This window comes from Flavobacterium sp. CF108, from assembly GCF_900129795.1.
Taxonomy (GTDB): domain Bacteria; phylum Bacteroidota; class Bacteroidia; order Flavobacteriales; family Flavobacteriaceae; genus Flavobacterium.
The window spans coordinates 468,865-492,353 of the sequence record NZ_FQWW01000004.1 but is presented as its reverse complement, the minus strand read 5'-3'; the positions used below and the strand labels follow the sequence as shown (position 1 = coordinate 492,353).

Genomic DNA, 23,489 nt, shown 5'->3' with positions numbered 1-23,489 from the left:
AGACTTTATGGAATATTACAATTATCTAAAATCACTGCATCTTATATTTGTAATCACTTGGTTTGCGGGTTTGTTTTATATTGTGCGTTTGTTTGTGTATCAAATAGAGGCCAATGAAAAACCATCTCCCGAAAAAGAAATTTTGCAGGCACAATACAAAATTATGGCCTACCGTTTGTGGTACATTATTACATGGCCGTCGGCGGTTTTGGCAAGTATTTTTGCTTTTTGGATGCTGTTTTTTACAGATCTAGGAAATGCATGGCTCAAAATGCCGTGGATGCACGTAAAATTGTGTTTCGTTTTTCTTTTATATTTATATCACGGAAAATGTCATCAAATTTTTAAACAATTACAAAATGATGAGGTAAAATATTCCAATAATTTTATGCGTTTATGGAATGAAGGCGCAACAATTATTTTATTTGCTGTTGTCTTTTTAGTAGTTTTAAAAAGTGCCATCAACTGGATTTTCGGCGTAATCGGAATCATTTTATTCTCGGTTTTAATAATGCTGGGATTTCGATTTTACAAGCGCATACGAGAAAAGAAATAAAAAGAGTTTGCCGCGAATTTCACGAATTAGCACGAATTTATTTTTATAATTTTTGCCACAGATTAAAAGGATTTGAGGATTAAAAAAATCATTTAAATCCTTTTAATCTGTGGCAAAAAAAATAATTAGTGTAAATTAGTGAAATTCGTGGCGAAAAAACAAAAGGAACATGCTAAACATTAAAATGACAATGCTATCTCTTCGTACCAGGATTTTCCTGTCGATGATTGTATTGATTGTTGTAGCATCTTTTTTATTGGCTTCGATTTCGATTATTCAGTTTAAAACCGAGGCCAAAGAATATCACCAAGAAAGACTAGAACGAAAAGAAAATGCGGTAAAAGAACACATCAATTATGTGCTTTCTACAACGACTTATCCGCTTAAAACTCAAAACTTAGATTTAATCTTCAAAGATAAAATCCACGAACTAGCACAGATTCACAAAATTGAAATCAACATTTACAGCCTTGATGGGAAACTTTTAAAATCTTCCAAAGAATCTTTCGCCGTTGATAAAATTGCGCCGCCAATTCCTGAATATATCTTGAAATTGGTTCGTTCTTCTATTGAAAAACGTTTTGTAGACATTAAAACCATCGACGGAGTTAAAAATAGATCTTCGTATAGTTTAATAAAAGACGAAAAATTCAAACCACTCGGAATTTTAAACCTTCCGTATTTAGAAGATGACGGTTATTATGATAACGAGTTGAATACATTCCTGATTCGCTTAAGTCAGGTTTACTCTTTTATGCTGATTGTGGCTTTTGCCTTGGCGTATTTCCTTTCGACCTATATCACAAAATCCCTAAAAACCATTTCTGACAGATTGGAAGAAACCAATCTAGATCAGAAAAACGAGAAAATTGTTTTAGAAGCCAATAGTAAAGAAGTCAACTTCCTGATAAAAGCTTATAACGGAATGGTCGACAAACTGGAAACCAGTGCAATTAAATTAGCACAAAGCGAACGTGAAGAAGCGTGGCGCGAAATGGCTAAACAGGTTGCACACGAAATTAAAAATCCGCTTACACCGATGCGATTAACGGTTCAGAGTTTCCAAAGAAAGTTTGATCCGAATGATCCTGACGTAAAGCAGAAAATGAACGATTACTCTGAAACCTTAATTCAGCAGATTGATACGATGACGGCGGTGGCTTCGGCATTTTCAAACTTTGCTTCTATGCCGGCACAGCAAAACGAAACCTTGAATGTGGTTGAGGTTGTCGAATTGGCTTTGGATATTTTCAACGAAGAATATATTTCTTTCGAAAGCGATGAAGAAGAAATCATTTCGAAAATGGATCGTACGCAATTGATCCGTGTTATTACCAATTTGGTTAAAAATGCAACACAGGCAATTCCCGAAAGTCAGTTTCAAAAATCGATTGTCGTTACGGTAAAAAGACGAAATAACAATGTTGAAATTGCGGTAAAAGACAACGGAATTGGAATCCAAAAACAAGATATCGGTAGAATCTTCGAACCAAAATTCACCACCAAAACCAGTGGTATGGGACTCGGACTCGGAATTATCAAAAACATTATAGAAAATTACAAAGGAACAATTACCTTTGAATCAACTTACGGAAAAGGAACCACGTTTAGAGTTTCTTTACCTATTACAAACTCTTAAATTCATCGTCATGAACTACGAAAATATATTAATTTCTATTGAGGAAAAGGTTGCTACAATCACAATAAACAGACCTACAAAACTGAATGCTTTAAACAAATCGACAATTAGCGATTTGAGTAATGCCATTAAGCTATTAGGAGAAAGTGACGATGTTCGTGTTATTATTTTAACCGGAAGCGGAGAAAAAGCTTTTGTAGCCGGAGCAGATATTTCGGAATTTGCAAATTATACCGTTGTTGAAGGCGCACAATTAGCAGCCGAAGGCCAGGAATTATTATTTGATTATGTCCAAAATCTTAAAAAGCCAGTTATTGCAGCCGTTAATGGTTTTGCTTTAGGCGGAGGATTAGAGCTGGCAATGGCATGTCATTTTAGAGTAGCTTCAGACAATGCAAAAATGGGATTGCCAGAAGTAACTTTAGGATTAATTCCGGGTTACGGAGGAACACAGCGTTTACCACAATTGGTTGGAAAAGGTCGTGCAATGGAAATGATTATGACCGCAGCGATGATTTCTGCAGAAGAAGCAAAACGATACGGTTTAGTAAATCACGTAGTGCCGCAAGAAGAACTTTTATCGTTTACGAACGTAATTGCTCAAAAAATTATCAAAAATGCTCCGTTTGCGATTGCTAAAGCTATTAAAGCAATCAATGCTAATTTTGAAGATGGTAAAAACGGATTCGACACCGAAATAAAATCATTTGGAAAATGTTTCGGAACTGAGGATTTTAAAGAAGGAACTACAGCTTTTTTAGAAAAACGTAAAGCTGAATTTACAGGGAAATAAGTTATTCCACAAAGTTGCGCGGAGATAGCACAGAGGTTCACAAAGAAAAAATTTATAAATCTTTGTGTAACTTTGCGAATTCTTTGTGCAACTTTGCGGTAAAATAATAAACAAAAGCTTAAAAAACTTAGAGCCTTAGTATCTCAGAACCTTAGAACCTTAAAAAAATGTACGAACCTATATTTGCCCTTTTTTGTGAACGAGTTAAAGAAAGCATCCAGGCTGGAACTTTTGCAAAACTGACTTTGGCTAAAACTATGGGCGACACAGAACTTAAGAATATCTATTTTCGTTTGGTTTTGAATGAAGATAATACATTCTCCATTTCATTAACTTCTCGTTATAAAACAGAAGAAATTGAAAGTGTTCACACTTTAGATGAAGCTTTATTGGTTTTAGGTTCTTACATAAAGAAACCATTTCTAACCGCACTTTTGTTTACTACAGATAACGACGTTACTTTCAAAGTAAATAAAAAGAACGCCGGAAGTATTATCGAACAGCCGCCAACATTTAAGAATGCGTCGCCGGTTATGTTGGAAATGATTGAAAAGGGAATTATTTAAATACTATTTTTTAGGATCTAATACTGATAGTAGAGAAAATCATATTTTTTGTGGAATCACAAAAGAGTTTTAGTTTTTAGAATTTTATTCTACAATTTCACGCTCAATTTTTTGCTTATTCTGTTGTTTTAAATTTTCAAGTTGACATTCAATATCAAATATTTCATTATTGATTTTTTGAAAATGCATATAACAACCTGCTGGGATTGCGATCAAAAAAATTGCAAAAAACATCAAAACAGAATCCTGGTAACCCATTCTATCAACTAGCATTCCTTTTCTCATAGGGATATATGGACCAATAAAAGGCATAATAATTCCAACGGCGATTAATCGCCAGATTTTCCGTTTTTCTTTAGGAAGTTTTTTTAATTGATCTTCAAGTTCTTTTTCTTTGTTCTCTGAATTTATCTTAAATTCATTCATATTTTATGTGTGATTTTTTTATTTCTTCACCCAATTAAACCAGCTTCACAAACAAGTTAGAAGCAATTTTATTAGAAATAGATAATTCCTTTCCATCGACCTTAATTTTTACTGACAAATCGAAAGATTCTTTAGAAAGAAATTCAATTTTAGAACCTAAAGCGATTCCTTGTTTATCCAGATATTTCAGAAACTCTGAAGAAGTATCTTTTACGCCAACACAAACTCCAGTTTGATTTTCTAATAATTCAGAAAGCAGCTGTTTTTCAATTTTGATAATTCGGCCGTTAGCATCCGGAATTGGGTCGCCATGCGGATCTTCCGTAGGATTTCCCAGAAAATCATCTAAACGATTAATTAACTGCTCAGATTTGATATGTTCTAACTGCTCTGCAATATCGTGAACTTCATCCCAGCTGAAATTTAGTTTCTCTACCAGAAAAACTTCCCATAAACGATGTTTTCTAACAATCATTTTAGCAGCCAGCTTTCCGTTTTCGGTTAACGAAACACCTTGGTATTTTTTATAATTTACTAAATCTTTATCAGCCAGTTTTTTAAGCATATCCGTTACCGAAGAAGCCTTTGTCTCCATGATTTCTGCAATGGCATTCGTGCTTACTTCAGTTTCTAAAGCCGCTGTTAAGTGATATATAGATTTTAGATAATTTTCTTCTGAAAAGGTCATTCGATTTTAGATTTTAGAGTGTTGATTTTAGATTTTAGATTGAGAGAAAACCTTTGTCACTTTGGATCTCTGAACCTTTGTCCCTCTAAAAAGAACTATTTTTTAACAATCAACAAAGGTATTGAAATTTTATGTCTCAATTTATCTACCGTTGTGCCAAAAAGAATATCTTTTAATCCAGTGTGGCCGTGGGTTCCCATTACCAAAATATCAAAAACACCATTGTTGATGATTTCCGGAATTATTTTGTTTGGTTTTCCAAAACCAAGCTCCGTTTCAATGTTAAATCCTTTTTCTGAAAGCATTTTTTTATACTCTAACAATAGTTTTTCATCAATTGTAGTTTCGTGATCATGAATGTGAATTCCATAGATCAAAGCACCAACTGTTTCGACAACATGAATAAGTGTGTATTTTGCATCCATTCCGCCTAATTCGAAAGCATGATTAAGCGCCGCTTCATCGGCATGAGAAAAATCGACAGAAACAGCAATATTTTTTACTTCCTGAGTTTTCTTTTGCGAAAAGTGAAGTTTCAGGTTATGTGGCGAGTGATTTATAGTTTTTGATTTGGCTTTTGCAATAAAAGGCTTGAACACAATGTATAGAAGCAAAGCCGAGAAAGCAAAAGCAAGCGGCACAACGGTAAGCCATAATACTATCGGATGATTTGAACTTGCAAGCCAAGACGTAATTTCATCATAAACCAACTTCGCATTCAATGAAACAATAATCGCAGCAATGATCCATGAAACAACCTGCGTAGTTCTCGAAATATGGAAACCATTCATTTTTGATTTATCACTCACAAAATGAATCAGCGGAATAATCGCAAAACCTAATTGCAAACTCAAAATCACCTGACTTAGAATTAAAAGTTTTCCGGTTACACTTTCGCCATAAATCCAAATAACGATTAAAGCAGGAACAATTGCAATTAAACGCGTTATGATTCGGCGAACCCAAGGCTGAATACGCAAATGTAAATAACCTTCCATCACAATTTGCCCGGCAAGTGTTCCAGTTACAGTCGAACTTTGTCCCGCAGCGATCAAGGCAACAGCAAATAATATTGGTGCCCATTTTGTTCCTAGTAAAGGTTCGAGAAATTTATGCGCATCCTGAATCTCGGCGACTTCAAACATTCCGTTTTTGTGAAAAGTTGCCGCGGCCAGAATTAAAATCGCAGCATTTACGAAGAAAGCCAAATTCAAAGCAATTGTCGAATCTATGAAATTATATTTCAACGCCTGCTTAATTCCGGCGGGGCTTCGGTCGAATTTTCTGGTTTGAACCAAAGAAGAGTGTAAGTAAAGATTGTGAGGCATTACGGTTGCTCCAATAATTCCGATTGCAATATATAAAGCAGCTGAATTTGGAATAGAAGGAATAAGTCCCGCAAGGATTTTTGGAACTTCAGGTTCTGCAAAAATCATTTCGAAAATGAAAGAAAATCCAATAATGGCGACCAAAACAATAATAAAAGCTTCCATTTTACGGATTCCTTTATTGATTAAGAATAATAAAAGGAAAGTATCTAAAACGGTAATCAAAACTCCTTCAAAAAGTGGAATTCCGAATAAAAGATTAATTCCGATCGCCATTCCGAGAACTTCGGCCAAATCACAAGCCGCAATCGCAATTTCGGCCAGAAAATATAAAATGTAATTGATGAATCTTGAATACGTTTCTCTCGAAGCCTGTGCTAAATCACGCTGCGTTACAATTCCAAGTCTTGCGCTTAAACTCTGTAAAAGCAAAGCCATTAAGTTACTCATTAGCAAAACCCAGACTAAAGTGTAGCCAAACTGGCTTCCGCCGGCAATATCGGTGGCCCAGTTTCCGGGATCCATGTAACCAACGCTTACTAAATATGCCGGGCCTAAAAAGGCTAATATTTTCCTGAAACCTGTTTTTTTATGTTCTGTAGCAACCGATTGGTTAACTTCTTCTAATGATTTGGTCATTTTTAAAATATTGATTTACCAAATATATAGAAAAATTATATTCGCTCAACAATATTTTTAGACTTGTCTAAAACTTAAATGTTAGAATTCAAACATTTTGGACATAATCCAGAAAGTGTGAAGTTTATTTCGTTTACTTTATAATTATGAGGCATAATATAACTTGGCTTTACAGTTTCGAGACAAGTAATTTCATGGCAGTTCTCGCAGCTAAAATGAGCATGATTATGAATGTGTACTCTTTGATGTGAATGATTGCATTTTGCATATTTTACCGTACCGTCAAGATTCGAAATTTTATGAATGATATCATCATTAACCAAACGATCTAAAATTCTATAAATGGTAACGCGATCGCAGACATCGTTCAATTGTTTTTGAATTTCGGTGTGGGACAGTGCTGTTTTAGATTTCTCAAAAACCTCTAAAACGGCTGTCTTTGCTGTAGTGTTACGTGTAGCTTTCATTTTATTTTGAATTAAAAAATTTAACGCAACAATGTTGCAATTGATTTTAATGTGTATATTTGCAACAAAATTGCATTAAGCAAATGTACAAGAAATGAAGAAAACAACCTCATCCTTTTACGATATTTTAGGAATTTCAAGTGCGACGATCTGTCTGGTTCATTGTTTGATTTTCCCATTTTTAACAATCCTTCCTTTGGGCTTAAGTCACAATCCAATTATCGATTTAGTATTTGCTTCGATAGGCTTATTTGCAATTCTCAAAATTACGAAAAAATCAAGTCTGTTGGTTTCGTCGATTTTGATTGTTTCATTGAGTTTAATCTGGATCAGTATTTTAACTGAAATCTTCTTAGAGATTCATCTGGACCTGATTTATTTTGGAGGAATAGGAATGATTATCGGGCATTTGACTAATTATATAAATCATAAAAGCATACACAAATGAAAAAACTGCCTGTTACAGTATTAAGCGGATTTCTTGGAGCAGGAAAAACCACGCTTCTTAATCATATTCTTCATAATAAAGAAGGATTAAAAGTCGCCCTAATCGTTAATGACATGAGTGAAGTTAATATTGATGCACAACTTGTGAAAAATCAAAATACTTTGTCCCGAACCGAAGAGAAATTAGTTGAAATGACAAATGGCTGTATCTGCTGTACTTTGCGCGAAGATTTAATGGTTGAGGTTGAAAGATTAGCAAAGGAAAACAGATTTGATTATTTACTTATTGAAAGTACAGGAATTAGTGAACCCATACCAGTTGCTCAAACTTTTTCGTTTGTAAATGAAGAGGAAAATATTGATTTGTCTAAGTTTAGTTACATCGATACGATGGTTACTGTTGTAGATAGCTTTAACTTTTTTAAGGATTTTGGTTCGGCTAAAACTTTGCAGGAACAAAATTTATCAGAGATTGAAAACGATACTCGCACAATAGTCAATCTTTTGGTCGATCAGGTAGAGTTTGCCAATGTTATTATTTTGAATAAAACAGATCTTATCGATTCAGAATCATTAAAAATGCTAAAAGCCTCGATTCAGAAGTTGAATCCTGTGGCGAAAATAATCACTTCGGTTTTTGGAAAAGTAAATCCGAATGAAATTATAAATACAGGATTATTCAATTATGAAGAAGCCGAAAATTCAGCAGGCTGGATTAGAGAATTAGAAGGAATTCATACGCCGGAAACGGAGGAATATGGAATAAATTCTTTTGTATTTAGAGATCCGAGACCTTTTCATCCCAATCGATTATGGAATTTTATTACTTCAGATTTTCCGGCTGGCATCATTAGAAGTAAAGGATTATTGTGGATGGCATCCCGACCGGAGCAGGCTATTAATTGGAGCCAAGCTGGTGGATCAATTAAAGCTGAAGGAGCAGGGGTCTGGTGGGCGAGTATGCCGTTAAGTGAACGAATGACATTTAACAATTTCGTTGAATTTCAGGATATAATAGAAGAACGCTGGACTGCTAATTTTGGAGACAGATTGAATGAGCTTGTTTTCATTGGTCAAAAAATAAAAGAAACTGAAATTCTCAACGAACTTAAAAAATGTCTTTGTACAGAAGATGAAATTATAGATTATCATGAAGGTTTGTTTCCAAAAAAGGATCTTTTTCCGATATCAAGAACATCTTAAATATTTAAATTATGAAAGACAATTATACATATGATGTTATCATCATTGGCGGAAGCTACAGCGGATTATCTGCAGCAATGAGTTTAGGACGCGCTCTGCGTCAGGTTTTGGTTATAGACAGCGGTTTGCCTTGTAACCGACAAACGCCGCATTCACATAATTTTATTACCCAAGATGGTGAAAAGCCCGCTGTGATTTCGGCGAAAGCCAAATTACAAGTCGATCTCTATAAAACGGTTCATTTTTATAACGGACTTGCCGTAAAGGCGGTCAAGAAAGAAAGCGGATTTGAAGTTTCAACGGAATCTGGTGAAACTTTCAATTCAAGAAAAATCCTGTTTGCAACCGGAGTTAAAGATCTGCTTCCTGAGATTAAAGGGTTTGCAGACTGCTGGGGAATTTCGGTTTTACATTGTCCGTATTGTCATGGTTATGAAGTTAAAAATGAAAAAACAGCCATCATTGCAAATGGCGAAATGGCATTTGATTTTGCTAAACTGATTTCGAATTGGACAAAAGATTTGAGATTATGCACGAATGGAAAATCAACTTTGACTTTAGAACAAACCGAAATACTTAAGAAACATGGAGTTCAAATTTTTGAGGAAGTAATAGATTCCTTTGAACACAAAGAGGGATATGTCAAAAACATCATCTTCAAAAATCAGGAAAAAGTTGCCGTTAAAGCCATTTATGCAAGACCACCATTTGAACAGCATTGTTCATTGCCGGCGGATTTGGGCTGCGACATAAACGAACAAGGTTTGCTAAAAGTTGATTTTATGCAGAAAACAAACGATGCAGGAATTTATGCGAGCGGAGATTGTACGACTCAAATGCGATCTGTGGCCATTGCGGTTTCTACAGGATCTTTCGCCGGAGCTGTAATCAATAAAGAACTTATTGATGAGGATTTTTGAAGTTTATAAAGTTTAAATAGCCCCTAGCTTCGGCTAGGGGAATTAGATTTGAATCGAAACAGGTCTTTAGCCAAATTGTATCGGTTTGGCTAAAGACCTATTGGTTTCATTTATATTTTCATCCAGCTAAAGCTGGACGCTATTGAATTTGTTTTATTTCTCTTTAAATCTTAAGGTAAATAGAAATATAACATATTGACATATCTAAAGTTATAAATTTCTAAATTTAAAACCAATATTTGTCAAATTTAATTTTTAGTTTTGTCTAAATTTAATTTTACCACGATGAAAAAGTCAATTTGGATATTGATATTATTTAATTTACACTTTTCTTTTGCCCAGCAAACCTCTAAAATCTCTGGTTTTATAACTGGCAACGGACAAAAATTACAAACCGCAAATGTTCAACTATTAGGAACAAAACAAAAAACAGTTTCAGATAGTTTAGGTTATTATGTTTTTGAAAATGTTACTATTGAAGATGGAAAAATTCAAGCAACTTCGACTGGATTTAAACCAGTGACACAAAGATTTTCAATTACAAAAGGACAAAACCTAAATCTTGATATTGATTTAGAAGACAACGAAAACCAGCTTAACGAAGTAGTAGTTTCTGGAACTTTAAAACCGGTGAAACGTTTAGAAAGTGCCGTTCCTGTTGAGGTTTATTCTCCGGTTTTCTTCAAAAAAAATCCAACACCTAGTATTTATGATGCGCTTCAAAATATAAACGGCGTTCGGCCGCAGTTGAATTGTGGCGTTTGTAATACGGGCGATATTCACATAAACGGTCTGGAAGGTCCGTATACTTTAGTTTTGATTGACGGAATGCCAATTGTAAGCAGTCTTTCGACAGTTTATGGTTTATCCGGAATTCCGAATTCTTTGGTGGAACGAATAGAAATTGTAAAAGGTCCCGCCTCGTCTCTTTACGGAAGTGAGGCCGTTGGAGGTTTGATCAACATTATCACTAAAAACCCAACAAACGCCCCAATGTTTTCTGCGGATTATTTTACAACGACTTATTTTGAAAACAATCTTGATTTGGGAATGAAGTTTAATGTCGGCAAAAAAGCGACTTCGCTTTTGGGAATTAATTATTTCAGCTACAATCAGGTTATTGATAAAGACAACGATAATTTTACTGATGTAACGCTTTCTGACCGTATTTCGGTTTTTAATAAATGGAGTTTTCACAGAAATGATAATCGCCTTTTTACGATTGCAGCGCGCGGAATGTATGAAGATCGTTGGGGCGGAGACGTCCGTTGGGAGAAAAAGTACAGAGGTGGCGACGAAATTTATGGCGAAAGCATTTATACCAAAAGAGCAGAATTAATAGGAAGTTACCAATTGCCGTTTGAAGAAAAACTAATGCTTTCTTTTTCCGGAAATGTGCATTATCAAGACAGCCGCTACGGAACAACATCATTCATTGCGAATCAAAAAATTGGTTTCCTGCAATTGACTTGGGATAAAAAGATTGGTAGTAATGATTTACTTGCCGGAATTGCGAATCGATATTCGTATTATGACGACAATACTCCGGCAACAAAAGATGCTGAAAGTACCTGGTTACCGGGAATTTTTGTTCAGGATGAAATTACGTTTTCACCAAAAAGTCAGGTTTTGCTGGGAGCGCGTTACGATTATAACTCGATTCACGGTTCTATTTTTACACCAAGATTTGCGTATCGCTTTAAAGCAAATGACAATACGATTTTCAGATTAAATGCCGGAACGGGATTTCGAGTTGTGAATTTATTTACCGAAGATCACGCTGCACTTACAGGTTCAAGAGAAGTTGTAATTAAAAATGATTTGAAACCCGAACAATCTGTAAACGTAAACTTGAATTATATTCAGAAAATAAACCTTAATAACGGAACTTTTATCGGAATCGAAACGACGGCTTTTTATACTCGTTTCAGCAATAAAATCATTTCAGATTATGAAACCGATCCTAATAAAATCATTTACGATAATATTGATGGTTACGCTATCAGTCAGGGAATCAGCACCAATGTTGATGTTAATTTTACTAATGGTTTAAAGTTCATTCTGGGTGCAACGGTTTTAGACAATAAAAATGTTCAGGACGGAATTTCAGAAAGACCTTTTCTAACCGAAAAATTCACAGGAACATGGAGTGTATCTTATAAAATAGAGCCTTGGAATTTATTGCTGGATTATACTGGAAATGTTTACAGTCCGATGAAACTGCCTTTGCTGAACGAATACGATCCAAGAAATCCAAATTCGCCTTGGTACAGCATTCAAAATATTCAGTTTACATACACAGGCTGGAAGAATTTCGAGCTTTACGGCGGTATCAAAAATTTGCTGAACTTTACTCCAAAGCAGAATAATCCTTTTTTGATTTCGAGAACGAATGATCCTTTTGATAAAAATGTGCAATACGATGCGGCAGGAAAAGTACTTAGAACTCCAGATAACCCATACGGATTAACTTTTGATACAACGTATGTTTATGGACAAAACCAAACTATTCGAGGGTTTTTTGGGTTGCGATATACTTTGAGGTAAATTTATCGTTCACAGATTTCATAACAATATAAATTGAAATAATGCCAATCCATAATTAAACTGGACTAAAGTCCAGCCCTACAACATAGTTCGTTCCGTTGGAACTTAAAGAGCCATAGGCTCAATTCATATTGTAGAGTTGGACTTTAGTCCAGTTTAATGGTACGAAACGGTCATTGTAATGAAAAAAAATACGCAATCATCAAATCCAGCTCCACAACATAGTTCGTTCCGTTGGAACTTAAAGAACCATAGGCTCGATTCATATTGTAGAGCTGGACTTCAGTCCAGTTTAATGGTACGAAACGGTCATTGTAATGAAAAAAAATACGCAATCATCAAATCCAGCTCCACAACATAGTTCGTTCCGTTGGAACTTAAAGAGCCATAGGCTCGATTCATATTGTAGAGCTGGACTTCAGTCCAGTTTAATGGTACGAAACGGTCATTGTAATGAAAAAAAATACGCAATCATCAAATCCAGCCCTACAACATAGTTCGTTCCGTTGGAACTTAAAGAGCCATAGGCTCAATTCATATTGTAGAGCTGGACTTCAGTCCAGTTTAATGAGATGAAAATTTTAATGTCGTTGTAACAAAAAAATCATATAATCCGTTCAATCTGTGTTAATCTGTGGGCTAAAAAACAACAACATGAAAAAGCTATTTATAATATTCTTCTTCTTCGGGATAATTTCAACAGGATTCTGCCAGTTAAAAAGCAGAACTTTTGAGGAGGTGGATAGTTTACAGCAAATTCAAAAGCGAAAAATCATCGTTTTCATCCATACCGATTGGTGTCAGTTTTGCCAGCGAATGAAATCTACAACATTCAAAAATCAGGAAATTATCGAAAAACTAAACTCAAATTTCTATTTTATTGATTTGAATGCTGAAGAAAAACGAGATATTACTTTTAATAATCAGACATTTAAATACAAACCTTCGGGAAATAATGTTGGGGTTCATGAACTGGCTTTACAGCTTGGAACCATTAACGATCAAATTGTATATCCAGTTTTGTGTGTTTTGAATGAGAAAAACGAGATTATACTGCAGTACAGCAATTATTTGAGTCCAAAGGATTTTAACCTTCTTTTAGAAAAAGGGAAAGAATAAATTTTCTTATTTTTGAGAATGAATTCTTCGCAAATTAAACATTTCGATTACATTTTTACAGGAACCGGACTGGCATCTTTAATGACAGTTTATAAAATGGTTTTATCTAAAAACTTCTCTGATAAATCAATTTTGCTCTTAGATCAGGATTCGAAGAAAACAAATGACAGAACTTGGTGTTTTTGGGAAAAAGAAGATTCTATTTGGAATCCGATTGTCTCTAAAAAATGGGATTTGGCTTTGTTTGCCAATGAAAACTTTAAACGAGATCTTGAATTAAAGCCTTATACCTATAATAAAATCAATGGATTAGAATTTTATGGTTTCGCTTTCGGAGCCATTTCAAATCAGCAGAATATTACTTTTCTAAATGAAAAAGTAACCGATATCAACGAACTCGAAACCCATGTTTTTGTTGGAACAGAAGAAAACAGATATACCTGTAATTGTTTATTCAACAGTATTTATACTAAGGCTTTCGCCGAAAGTCAAACCAAATATCCGGTTTTACAGCAGCACTTTGTAGGCTGGTTTATAAAATCAGAATCAGAAGTTTTCAATCCTGAAGAAGTTACTTTCATGGATTTTTCGGTAGAACAAAAAGAAAACACAAGGTTTATGTATGTTTTACCAACTTCTGCAACCGAAGCTTTGGTTGAGTATACTTTGTTTTCAGAAAAACTGCTTCCTACAGCAGAATACGAAAATGAAATTCAAATCTATTTACAAAAACTCGGAATTCAGCATTATAAAATTATCGAAAAGGAGCAGGGAAACATTCCAATGACTTCTTATCCATTTTGGAAGAAAAATACCAAACGAGTTTTAAACATTGGAACTGCCGGCGGATGGACAAAAGCAAGTACAGGCTATACTTTTAAAAACGCGGATAAAAAATCCTCAGGATTAGTAAAATTTCTTTCTGATAATACTTCTCCCGAAATCTCAGAATCACTCAATATGAAAGCATTTCATAAAAAAAGCCGATTTTGGTTTTATGATTTATTGTTTTTAGATATTCTGTATCGCCATAATGAATTGGGAAGTTCTATTTTTTCTTCTTTATTCAAAAAAGAAAATCCACAATTGATTTTTAAATTCTTAGATGAAGAAACTAATTTATTTGAAGATCTTCAAGTGATTTTAAAATGCCCAAAAGTACCTTTTATAAAAGCATTGTTTCGAGTTTTATTCAGTTAAGATAAAAACTCAGCGTACATCGGCCTAAATCTGTAAAATCTGCGGACCATCTTATTCTAATTTTTTTATCGCAATAAGTAGTGCATACTTTGAGTACTGTGACATGATTGCATAAAAAATACCTTATTATTTTATTTTTATGACTTTTTGAAGCGATCTAAAAGATGTCCGGCCAACTAATTTTGTATTTGAAAAATAATACAAAATTCATTCATTAATTGAGGCGGATTATGGGAACTACTAAATGTTTAAAATTTGATATCGAAACGGAAGCAATAGGAAAGATCTGCAAGGCTCTGGGTCATCCTACAAGAATTCAAATTATGACCCTTTTATGGAGAAAAGACAATAGAACTTGCGGCGAAATTGTTGATTTAATTCCGCTGGCACAATCCACAATCTCCAAACATTTATTGGAATTAAAAAAAGCAAATTTGGTCGAGGTAAAATATGAAGGCAAAAAAACGATATATTCTATAGAAGTTGATAATATGGAAGTTCTTAAAAGATATGTAAGTAATTATCTTTCAACTATTGAGATTTCTGAACAAGATAAGGAAACGGTTTTAACAACAAAGCGTAAAATGAGAGGTAGAAACAGACATTTAAAACAATATAATTATCAATTTCCTGAGAAAAAAGTAAAACAAGTGGCAGTTTAAATATTCTGAAATACGAGGCTTAGAATTTTATATTGAACTATAACAAAACTTTATACTTCAAATTAAGTAGTTGCGAGTAAACTTTGTAACTTTGCAGTTCAAAAGTAAAATTTAAAAGAATAAAAATATGTATCCAGAAGAAATGGTAAAACCAATGCAGGCTGAACTTACAGCTGCTGGGTTTCAAGATTTACATAGTGCTGAAGCTGTTGAAAATGCTATCAAAGCGGAAGGTACCACTTTAGTTGTTGTAAACTCTGTTTGCGGTTGCGCTGCAAGAAATGCACGTCCGGGAGCAAAAATGAGTTTAGAAGGCGCTAAAAAACCAGATCACCTTATTACAGTTTTTGCTGGTGTTGATAAAGAAGCTGTTGATGCTGCTAGACAACATATGTTTCCTTTTCCTCCATCATCGCCATCTATGGCTTTGTTCAAAAACGGAGAATTGGTTCACATGTTAGAGCGTCACCACATCGAAGGTCGTCCAGCAGAATTAATCGCTGAGAACTTGCAAGATGCGTTTAACGAATTCTGTTAATTCTTAAGTTACTAAGATTCTGAGTTGCTGAGGTTCTAAGGTTTAGGCTCATAGCAGCAAAGGTACATAGGTACAAAGATTTAAAAGAGGGCTGTTTCAATTTTGAAACAGCCCTCTTTTCATTTTATATGTTTCCTTGTTCCGTAGGAACATTTTATCGGTAGAAAATTATATTGTTGTCATTGTTTTACGTTCCGTAGGAACGTTTGATTTTGGTATCGTTTTTTATAATCTGATAACATCAAACGTTCCTAAGGAACGTAAATATGGGAGATCGCCATTTTTTTCTACCGATGAAACATTCCTACGGAATGATAACTAGATATAAAAAGAAAAAAACTTAGAATCTTAGCGTCTCAAAATCTTAGCAACTTAAAAAAAACTTTGAACCTTTGTCTCTTTGTACCTTTGAACCTCAAAAAAATCAATTCCATCCTCCGCCAAGCGCTTTATACAACTGAACCATAGAACTTAATTGTTTTTGAGTTAATTGAGAAAGACTCAACTGCGCTTCAAACAAAGATCTTTGGGCATCCAGAACTTCCAGATATGAAACATAACCGTTGTAATATCTTGCGTTTGAGAGATCATAGTTTTTTTGTGCGGCTACAACCTGTCGGTTTCTTGCGGTCCATTCTTCTTTGAACATTGCCACGTTTTGAAGAGAATTTTCGACTTCGGCAATTGCGGTTAAATAGGTTTTCTGGAAATTGAATTTTACTTCTTCCGCAATTTGTCGATTTACATCAACACGGCGTTTGTTTTTTCCGAAGTTGAAAATTGGTCCCGTAACGCCTGCGCCAACATTCTGCATATACGAACCATCATTAAATAAATCTCCCACCATAATACTGGTAAAACCTGCAACGGCAGCAATATTAAATGATGGATAACGCAAGGCCTGTGCAACACCAATTCTTTCATAAGCCGCTTTGTATAAATATTCCTGACGTTTTACATCGGGTCTGTTTTCTAATAAAGATGATGGAATCGAAGTTGGAAAAGTGGCTAAAATCAACAATTCACTATTCGTTTTTCCACGCTGAATTGGTTGCGGAACTTGTCCAACCAAAATCGAAATTGAATTTTCCAGAGCCGTAATCTGTCTTTTGATTAACGGAATATTTGCTTCGGCAATCGCAACTTGCTGTTCAATTTGAACCTTATCCAATTCGGCAACGTAACCACTTATAAAACGTTCGTTAATAATATCATACGCCTTTTGTCTGGTTTCTAATGTATGTGTTGTAATTTCCAATTGATTATCAAAATCACGCAATTCAAAATAAGAAATAGCAATAGTGCTCACAATATTTGAGAGAATTACTTTTCGGGCTTCATCAGTCGCTAAAAGTTCATTTTGCAACGCTTTATTTTGATGGCGGTATTTTCCCCAAAAATCCAGTTCCCAAGACATATTGGCCAAAGCCGATGAAGGCTGCATAATCGTTTCGGTACTATTTACCTGTCCGGAATATTGAAAAGCAGGAAATAAATCGGCTTTTGCAATTCCGAGATTGGCTTTTGCTTGTTCTAAACGTGCCAAAGCAATTTTCAGATCGTAATTATTCTGAATTCCTTTTTCAATCAGGCCAATTAATACATCATCGTTAAATATCGATGACCATTTGATGGCGGTAACTGATTTTGTGGTGTCTTTAGTTTGATCGCCAAAGCGGAAAGTATCTGCCTGAGGTTGTTCGGGTTTGACGTATTTTGGCCCAACCATGCATCCGTAAGGAAAAACAACCATCAAAAATAACGCTGAAAGTATTTTTAGATTTTTCATTTTTCTTCCTCTTTAGGTTCATCGATTTCCTCCGGTTTTTTCTTTCCGAATGTTTCAATAAATACAAATAACACCGGAATCAGACAAACGCCCAAAATAGTGGCGACCAGCATTCCGCTAAAAACCGTCATTCCCATTACTTTTCTGGCTTGCGCTCCGGCTCCACTTGCGGTTAACAATGGAACAACTCCCAAGATAAAAGCAAAAGCCGTCATTAAAATTGGTCGGAAACGTAATTTGGCAGCATATAGTGCGGCTTCTTTAACCGGCATTCCTTTTTCGTATTCTTCTTTGGCAAATTCTACGATCAAAATAGCATTTTTGGCAGCAAGACCAATCAGCATTACGAGACCAATTTGCGCAAAAACATTATTTACATAATCCGGACTTAATAACCTGCAGAGATATAATCCGAGGAAAGCACCAAAAACGGCAAATGGTGTTCCGAGTAAAACACTGAAAGGTAATTTCCAGCTTTCATATTGCGCAGCGAGAATTAAAAACACAAAAAACAAGGCCATGATAAAAACGGTATTTCCTTTTCCTTCGGCTTGTTTTTCCTGATAACTCATATTGGCCCATTCGTAACCCATTCCCGCGGGAAGAACTTTTGCAGCGGTTTCTTGTAATGCTTTCATGGCTTCTGCCGAAGTAAATCCTGGTGAGGGCGTTCCTCCAATTTCTGCGGCACGATACAAGTTAAAACGTGTTGTAAATTCGGGTCCGCTTTCTTTTCGAATGGTGGCAATACTCGTAATTGGAATCATTTTATTATCCCGACTTCGGACAAATATTTTATTAATGTCTTCGGGATTTACGGTAAAACTTGGATCTGCCTGAAGCAAAACAATATACTGTCGTCCGAATTTATTGAACTCGTTTATGTATTGACCTCCCAAACTGGCACCAATGGCAAGATTGACATCGGATAAGGAAAGATTCAGTTCTGATACTTTTTCCCGATCAATATCCAGACTAATCTGCGGAACATTTGGATTGAAGGTCGTTCGGATGGTTCCAATTTCAGGCCTTTTTTTCGCTTCAGCCATAAACCTTTGGGCATTTTGAAAAAGATATTGCGGCGTGTTTCCTTCTTTATCCTGAAGCATCATCGAGAATCCGGCAGCGTTTCCAATTCCTGTAATCGGCGGAGGCCCAAAAGCAAATACTGTCGCTTCGGGTATTCCGAAAACTACTTTTCCGTTGACTTCTTTCAGAATTTGGAAAACATCTTGTTCACGTTCTTTCCATTCTTTTAAGGCAACGAAGAAAAATCCGTTATTAGTGGCAACCGAGTTTTTGATTAAACTAAATCCGGCAACCGAAGTATAATATTCAACACCTTGATTTTTAGATAAAATATGTTCCACTTTTTGAATGACTTTGCCGGTTCTTTCTAGAGAAGAAGCACCGGGAAGTTCAATATTGACAAACATATAACCCTGATCTTCTTCGGGAACAAATCCGCCTGGAATTTTTCCTCCCAAAAGAATAATGGCTCCAACCACAATTCCGATAAAAATTAAACTTCGGGCTGTTTTCTTAATTAGAAATCCTGAAAAACCTCTGTATTTATTGGTAAAAGCACCAAACTTAACATTAAACCATTTAAAGAATTTTCCGAGCCAGCCTTTTGCTTCCTGATTTGGTTTTAGCAAAAGTGAACATAAAGCCGGACTTAAAGTCAAAGCACTTAATGCAGAGAAAATCACCGAAATAGCAATTGTAATAGCAAATTGCTGATACAATCTTCCGGTAATTCCCGGAGTCAAAGCAACCGGAATAAATACGGCAGTTAAAACAATCGCAATGGCAATTACGGGTCCCGAAACTTCACGCATCGCCTGATTTGTGGCTTCTCGCGGAGACATTCCTTGTTCGATATGATGCATTACGGCTTCAACCACCACAATAGCATCGTCGACAACAATCCCAATGGCGAGTACTAATCCTAAAAGTGAAAGTACATTTATAGAAAACCCTAGCAACGGAAAGAGCATAAATACTCCAATCAAGGAGACGGGAACGGTTAAAAGCGGAATTAAGGTCGCACGCCAGTTTTGCAGAAATATAAAAACTACCAGAATTACCAAAATAATGGCTTCAACTAAAGTATGCATGATTTCGTTGATTCCTTCAGAAATTGCTAAAGTCGTGTCTAATGAAACAGCATATTTTAAATCCTGAGGAAATCTTTTGCTGAGTTGTTCAATCGTGTTTTTTACATTTTCGGCAACTTCAAGAGCGTTGGAACCCGGCATTTGTTTGATTCCGATAGTTCCTGCGGGATTTCCGTTGAGTTTGGCAACTGATGCATAACTTTCGGTTCCGAGTGTTACTGTTCCAACATCTTTCAACCGAACCTGCTGATTGTTTATGTTTGATTTTAGAATGATATTTTCGAAATCTTCTGGATTTACCAAACGATCTTTCAGCATTACATTATACGTGAATTCGTTGTTTTGGGTTGCTGGCGGCGCACCAAATTTTCCTCCAGGCGCAATGGCGTTTTGTTCCTGAATCGATCGTATAATATCGGGAACGGTTAAATTGTATTTTGCCATGATATCGGGCTTGACCCAAATTCGCATGGCATAATTACTTCCTCCGTAAAGGGTAACTTCTCCAACACCTTTAATACGGGCGAGTGCATCTACAAGATTAATGCTCGCATAATTGGTCAAAAAGTTATTGTCGAAAGTTTTATTGGGAGAATACAAAGACAAAATCAACATGGGCATTGATAATGACTTTTTGGTTGTAACTCCGGTTGTTTTTACATCGTTTGGAAGTTTGTTGGTCGCTTCAGCAACTCTGTTTTGGGTTAACATCGTCGCATTGTCCAAATCTGTTCCCATATCAAAAGTGATCGAAAGCGTCATACTTCCGTCACCTGTATTAGTCGACTGCATGTAAAGCATATTTTCGACACCATTTACTTTTTGTTCGATGGGTGTTGCAACGGCTTGTTCAACATTTAGTGCATTGGCTCCGCGGTAACTTGTAGAAACCTGAACGAGAGGCGGTGCAATTTCAGGATATTGCGCAATGGGCGTTGACAGAACCGAAAGTCCTCCAATAAGGACAATAAAAATGGAGAGTACAATAGCAACGATTGGTCGTCTTACAAAGAAATTATCCATAATCTAATTGTTTAGAGATGATGCAATCTGCTTTTTATCTTTGTCGGCTACGTAGGGAACTGGAACGACTGTTGATCCAGGCTGAATAAACTGATTGCCAATAATGGCGACTTTTTCGTTGGGTTTTAAACCTTTTGTAATAATCCAATCGATACCTATTTTCTGTCCCACTTCGACCATTCGGGTTTGAATGGTGTTTTTATCGTCAATAATAGAGACTTGGAATAATCCTTGAATTTCGGTTACGGCTTTTTGAGGAACAACTATTGCATCTTTTTGAGTTCGGAGTAAAACACGAACTTTAGCAAATTGCCCGGATCGTAAAGTTCCGTCTGGATTAGGAAATTGTGCTTCAATAGTTACAGTTCCTGTTGTTGGGTCTATTTTTGTGTCAGAGAAATTGAGACTTCCTTTGTATGGATGTGTACTTCCATCTGAAAGGATTAAAGCAAGATCGGTAATTCGTTCTCCGTCTTTGACTTGTTTTTGATATTGCAGATAATTTGATTCACTGACAGTAAATTGAACTCTAACTTTTTCTAGTTTCGAAACAGTGTTTAATTTAGAGTCATTTCCAATTTTGGTAATATAATCTCCTAACCTAGCATTCGAAAGACCAATAACGCCGTCGATTGGAGATAGGATATTGCAGTAACTTCTTTCTATCTGCTGATTTCGTAAACTTGCCTGAATACTGTTTAGGTTAGATTTTGCCGCTTTGTCTTTGGCTACAGCCGCATCTAATTCTCTTTTACTTACGGCATTCATGTCTGCAAGCGGACGAATTCTTTTTAATTCTTCTTCGGCATTTACAACATTACTCTGTGCCGCAGCTACCTGACCGCGCACTTGTTCCACTTTTGTATCGTATTCCAGCGGATCAATGGTGTATAATAATTGCCCTTTTTTAACGCGCTGACCTTCTTTAAAATGAATTCCGGTTAAAATTCCATCAACTCTGGCGATTAATTCAATGTCTAAATCTCCAAAAGTCTGTCCGGCAAAATCTTTGTAAATAGGGACATCTTCGCTCTTGACGGTTACAAAAGGCGCTTGCATGGGAGGAGGGGCTTTTGGTTTTTCTTTTTTACAAGAGATTAAAATTGTTAAAAGTAAAAGAATTGGGAAGAGTGGTTTGGGTAGTTTTAAAGCATTCATAATCATAAATGTTAAAATTGTACCTTATAAATTTAGTGAAATTTTTATAACGTATTGATAAACAGTATTTATTTTTTGTTAACGCAACAAAGTTGCAAAGCAAAACACGCAACGATTACATTTTAAAAACAAAAAATAAAATGAGCTTAAATCTCTTATATGGTTCAAACAGGGTTAGTTAATTGTTTTTGAAATCGAAAAGAAAAACCTACCTTTGCGCCCGAATTCACTCAGAAAATAGAATTCGATTATATATTCTTAACTTAAAACTGTTTATAGCATGCAACTGTACAACACTTTGAGCGCAGAAGAAAGAGCTGTCATGATCGATGATGCAGGTAAACAACGTCTTACGTTGTCTTTCTATGCGTATGCCAAAATTGAAGATCCCAAAAAATTTCGTGATGATTTATTTCTAGCCTGGAATGCACTTGATGCTTTAGGCCGAATTTATGTTGCCAATGAAGGAATAAATGCTCAAATGAGTATTCCGGAAGAAAATTTGGAGGCTTTTAGAACAACTCTTGAAGCTTATGATTTCATGAAAGGCATTCGTTTGAATGAAGCTGTAGAACATGATGACCATTCGTTTTTAAAATTGACTATTAAAGTGCGTCACAAAATTGTTGCCGACGGTTTGAATGATGATACTTTTGATGTAACTAATATTGGCGTTCACTTGAAAGCCAAAGAATTCAACGAGATTTTAGATGATCCAAACACTATCGTTGTTGATTTTAGAAATCACTATGAAAGTGAAGTTGGACATTTTAAAAATGCGATTACTCCAGATGTTGAAACGTTTAGAGAAAGTTTACCCATAATCAACGAACAGCTTCAAAACCATAAAGAAGATAAAAATCTGGTAATGTATTGTACCGGAGGAATTCGCTGCGAAAAAGCTAGTGCTTATTTTAAACACCAAGGTTTTAAAAATGTGTTTCAGTTAGAAGGCGGAATCATTAATTATGCTAAACAAATTGAAGCGGAAGGTTTAGAAAGTAAATTCATTGGTAAAAACTTTGTATTTGATAATCGTCTTGGTGAAAGAATCACGGATGATATTATTTCACAATGCCACCAATGCGGAAAACCTTGCGATAATCACACAAACTGCGAAAATGACGGTTGTCATTTATTGTTTATTCAATGTGATGATTGTAAAGCTGCAATGGAAAACTGTTGTTCTACAGAATGTTTGGAAATTATTCATATGCCTTTGGTTGACCAAGTTCGTTTAAGAACTGGAAAACAAGTTGGAAACAAAGTGTTTAGAAAAGGAAAATCTGAAAATCTAAAATTCAAACATTCAGGCGAGCTGCCAAATACTGCATTGGCAGCAGCCGAAAAACAAGTTGATATTCGTCAAAAAGTAAAAGTAAAAAAAGTACTTCTTGGAAAAGCAGAACATTATTATGTAAAAGCTCAAGTGGGACAGTTTACTATTGAAAACCACGGATTAAACATTGGCGATAAAATCCTTATTACTGGACCAACAACGGGTGAACAAGAATTGATTTTAAACAAATTTATTGTTGATGGTGCTGAAACTACAACTGCAAAAATTGGTGATAAGGTTACTTTTGAGGTTCCTTTTCGTATTCGTTTGTCAGATAAGTTGTATAAAATTTTAAATTAGCATAAATTTTATGCTAATTTAT

20 protein-coding genes are annotated in these 23,489 nt (G+C 35.4%); 13 read left to right on the top strand and 7 right to left on the bottom strand.

The window, feature by feature from the left end; all coding sequences use genetic code 11:
* Positions 1-7: 7 nt before the first annotated feature.
* From BUE10_RS13810 to BUE10_RS13795, 4 genes are all read left to right on the top strand, one after another.
* Positions 8-556, top strand: a complete 549-nt coding sequence (locus BUE10_RS13810) for a CopD family protein (protein WP_073485974.1) — start codon at positions 8-10, stop codon at positions 554-556.
* A gap of 223 nt (positions 557-779) precedes the next feature.
* A complete protein-coding gene (locus BUE10_RS13805; RefSeq protein ID WP_053473138.1) occupies positions 780-2,195 on the top strand; it encodes a sensor histidine kinase in 1,416 nt (471 codons plus the stop codon).
* 10 nt (positions 2,196-2,205) lie between these two features.
* Positions 2,206-2,988: an enoyl-CoA hydratase/isomerase family protein gene (locus BUE10_RS13800; protein ID WP_073485972.1), complete on the top strand. Its 783-nt coding sequence runs from the start codon at positions 2,206-2,208 to the stop codon at positions 2,986-2,988.
* 167 nt (positions 2,989-3,155) lie between these two features.
* The gene (locus BUE10_RS13795; protein WP_073485970.1) at positions 3,156-3,554 is read left to right on the top strand and encodes a hypothetical protein; all 399 of its coding nucleotides are present in this window, start codon (positions 3,156-3,158) and stop codon (positions 3,552-3,554) included.
* Positions 3,555-3,638: 84 nt separating this feature from the next.
* Here the strand turns inward: BUE10_RS13795 and BUE10_RS13790 are convergent, their stop codons facing one another.
* The 4 genes from BUE10_RS13790 to BUE10_RS13775 form a co-directional block, all read right to left on the bottom strand.
* Positions 3,639-3,980: a hypothetical protein gene (locus BUE10_RS13790; protein WP_073485968.1), complete on the bottom strand. Its 342-nt coding sequence runs from the start codon at positions 3,978-3,980 to the stop codon at positions 3,639-3,641.
* A 34-nt stretch (positions 3,981-4,014) separates the two neighbouring features.
* Positions 4,015-4,668 carry a metal-dependent transcriptional regulator gene (locus BUE10_RS13785; protein ID WP_073485965.1) on the bottom strand — a complete coding sequence of 218 codons (654 nt, stop codon included), beginning with the start codon at positions 4,666-4,668 and terminating at the stop codon, positions 4,015-4,017.
* A gap of 95 nt (positions 4,669-4,763) precedes the next feature.
* Complete coding sequence (locus tag BUE10_RS13780) at positions 4,764-6,635, bottom strand: Nramp family divalent metal transporter (RefSeq protein ID WP_073485963.1); 1,872 nt, start codon at positions 6,633-6,635, stop codon at positions 4,764-4,766.
* Between the two features lie 74 nt (positions 6,636-6,709).
* Entirely contained in the window at positions 6,710-7,102 is a 393-nt protein-coding gene (locus BUE10_RS13775; protein WP_053473133.1) for a Fur family transcriptional regulator, read from the bottom strand.
* Positions 7,103-7,196: 94 nt separating this feature from the next.
* On the opposite strand from BUE10_RS13775, the gene BUE10_RS13770 reads away from it, so the two are divergent.
* From BUE10_RS13770 to BUE10_RS13735, 8 genes are all read left to right on the top strand, one after another.
* Complete coding sequence (locus BUE10_RS13770; RefSeq protein ID WP_073485961.1) at positions 7,197-7,550, top strand: MerC domain-containing protein; 354 nt, start codon at positions 7,197-7,199, stop codon at positions 7,548-7,550.
* The gene (locus BUE10_RS13765; RefSeq protein ID WP_073485959.1) at positions 7,547-8,752 is read left to right on the top strand and encodes a GTP-binding protein; all 1,206 of its coding nucleotides are present in this window, start codon (positions 7,547-7,549) and stop codon (positions 8,750-8,752) included. Before BUE10_RS13770 ends, BUE10_RS13765 begins: the two co-directional genes overlap by 4 nt.
* Before the next feature lie 11 nt (positions 8,753-8,763).
* Positions 8,764-9,672: an NAD(P)/FAD-dependent oxidoreductase gene (locus BUE10_RS13760; RefSeq protein WP_073485957.1), complete on the top strand. Its 909-nt coding sequence runs from the start codon at positions 8,764-8,766 to the stop codon at positions 9,670-9,672.
* A 285-nt stretch (positions 9,673-9,957) separates the two neighbouring features.
* On the top strand, positions 9,958-12,219 hold the full coding sequence (locus BUE10_RS13755) for a TonB-dependent receptor (protein WP_073485955.1): 2,262 nt from the start codon (positions 9,958-9,960) through the stop codon (positions 12,217-12,219).
* Between the two features lie 654 nt (positions 12,220-12,873).
* Complete coding sequence (locus BUE10_RS13750; RefSeq protein WP_073485953.1) at positions 12,874-13,338, top strand: thioredoxin family protein; 465 nt, start codon at positions 12,874-12,876, stop codon at positions 13,336-13,338.
* Between the two features lie 18 nt (positions 13,339-13,356).
* Entirely contained in the window at positions 13,357-14,538 is a 1,182-nt protein-coding gene (locus BUE10_RS13745) for a lycopene cyclase family protein (RefSeq protein ID WP_073485951.1), read from the top strand.
* 230 nt (positions 14,539-14,768) lie between these two features.
* On the top strand, positions 14,769-15,200 hold the full coding sequence (locus BUE10_RS13740; protein WP_073485949.1) for an ArsR/SmtB family transcription factor: 432 nt from the start codon (positions 14,769-14,771) through the stop codon (positions 15,198-15,200).
* A 127-nt stretch (positions 15,201-15,327) separates the two neighbouring features.
* A complete protein-coding gene (locus BUE10_RS13735) occupies positions 15,328-15,738 on the top strand; it encodes a BrxA/BrxB family bacilliredoxin (protein WP_056207398.1) in 411 nt (136 codons plus the stop codon).
* Between the two features lie 424 nt (positions 15,739-16,162).
* Here BUE10_RS13735 and BUE10_RS13730 read toward each other — a convergent pair whose 3' ends face one another.
* From BUE10_RS13730 to BUE10_RS13720, 3 genes are read right to left on the bottom strand one after another with little or no spacing between them, the layout of a single operon-like run.
* Positions 16,163-17,527: an efflux transporter outer membrane subunit gene (locus BUE10_RS13730; protein WP_073485947.1), complete on the bottom strand. Its 1,365-nt coding sequence runs from the start codon at positions 17,525-17,527 to the stop codon at positions 16,163-16,165.
* Positions 17,524-20,670: an efflux RND transporter permease subunit gene (locus BUE10_RS13725; protein ID WP_073485945.1), complete on the bottom strand. Its 3,147-nt coding sequence runs from the start codon at positions 20,668-20,670 to the stop codon at positions 17,524-17,526. Before BUE10_RS13725 ends, BUE10_RS13730 begins: the two co-directional genes overlap by 4 nt.
* A gap of 3 nt (positions 20,671-20,673) precedes the next feature.
* Complete coding sequence (locus BUE10_RS13720) at positions 20,674-21,828, bottom strand: efflux RND transporter periplasmic adaptor subunit (protein WP_073485943.1); 1,155 nt, start codon at positions 21,826-21,828, stop codon at positions 20,674-20,676.
* A gap of 280 nt (positions 21,829-22,108) precedes the next feature.
* Between BUE10_RS13720 and BUE10_RS13715 the strand changes: the two genes are divergently transcribed.
* Entirely contained in the window at positions 22,109-23,467 is a 1,359-nt protein-coding gene (locus BUE10_RS13715) for an oxygen-dependent tRNA uridine(34) hydroxylase TrhO (protein WP_073485941.1), read from the top strand.
* Positions 23,468-23,489: the final 22 nt, after the last annotated feature.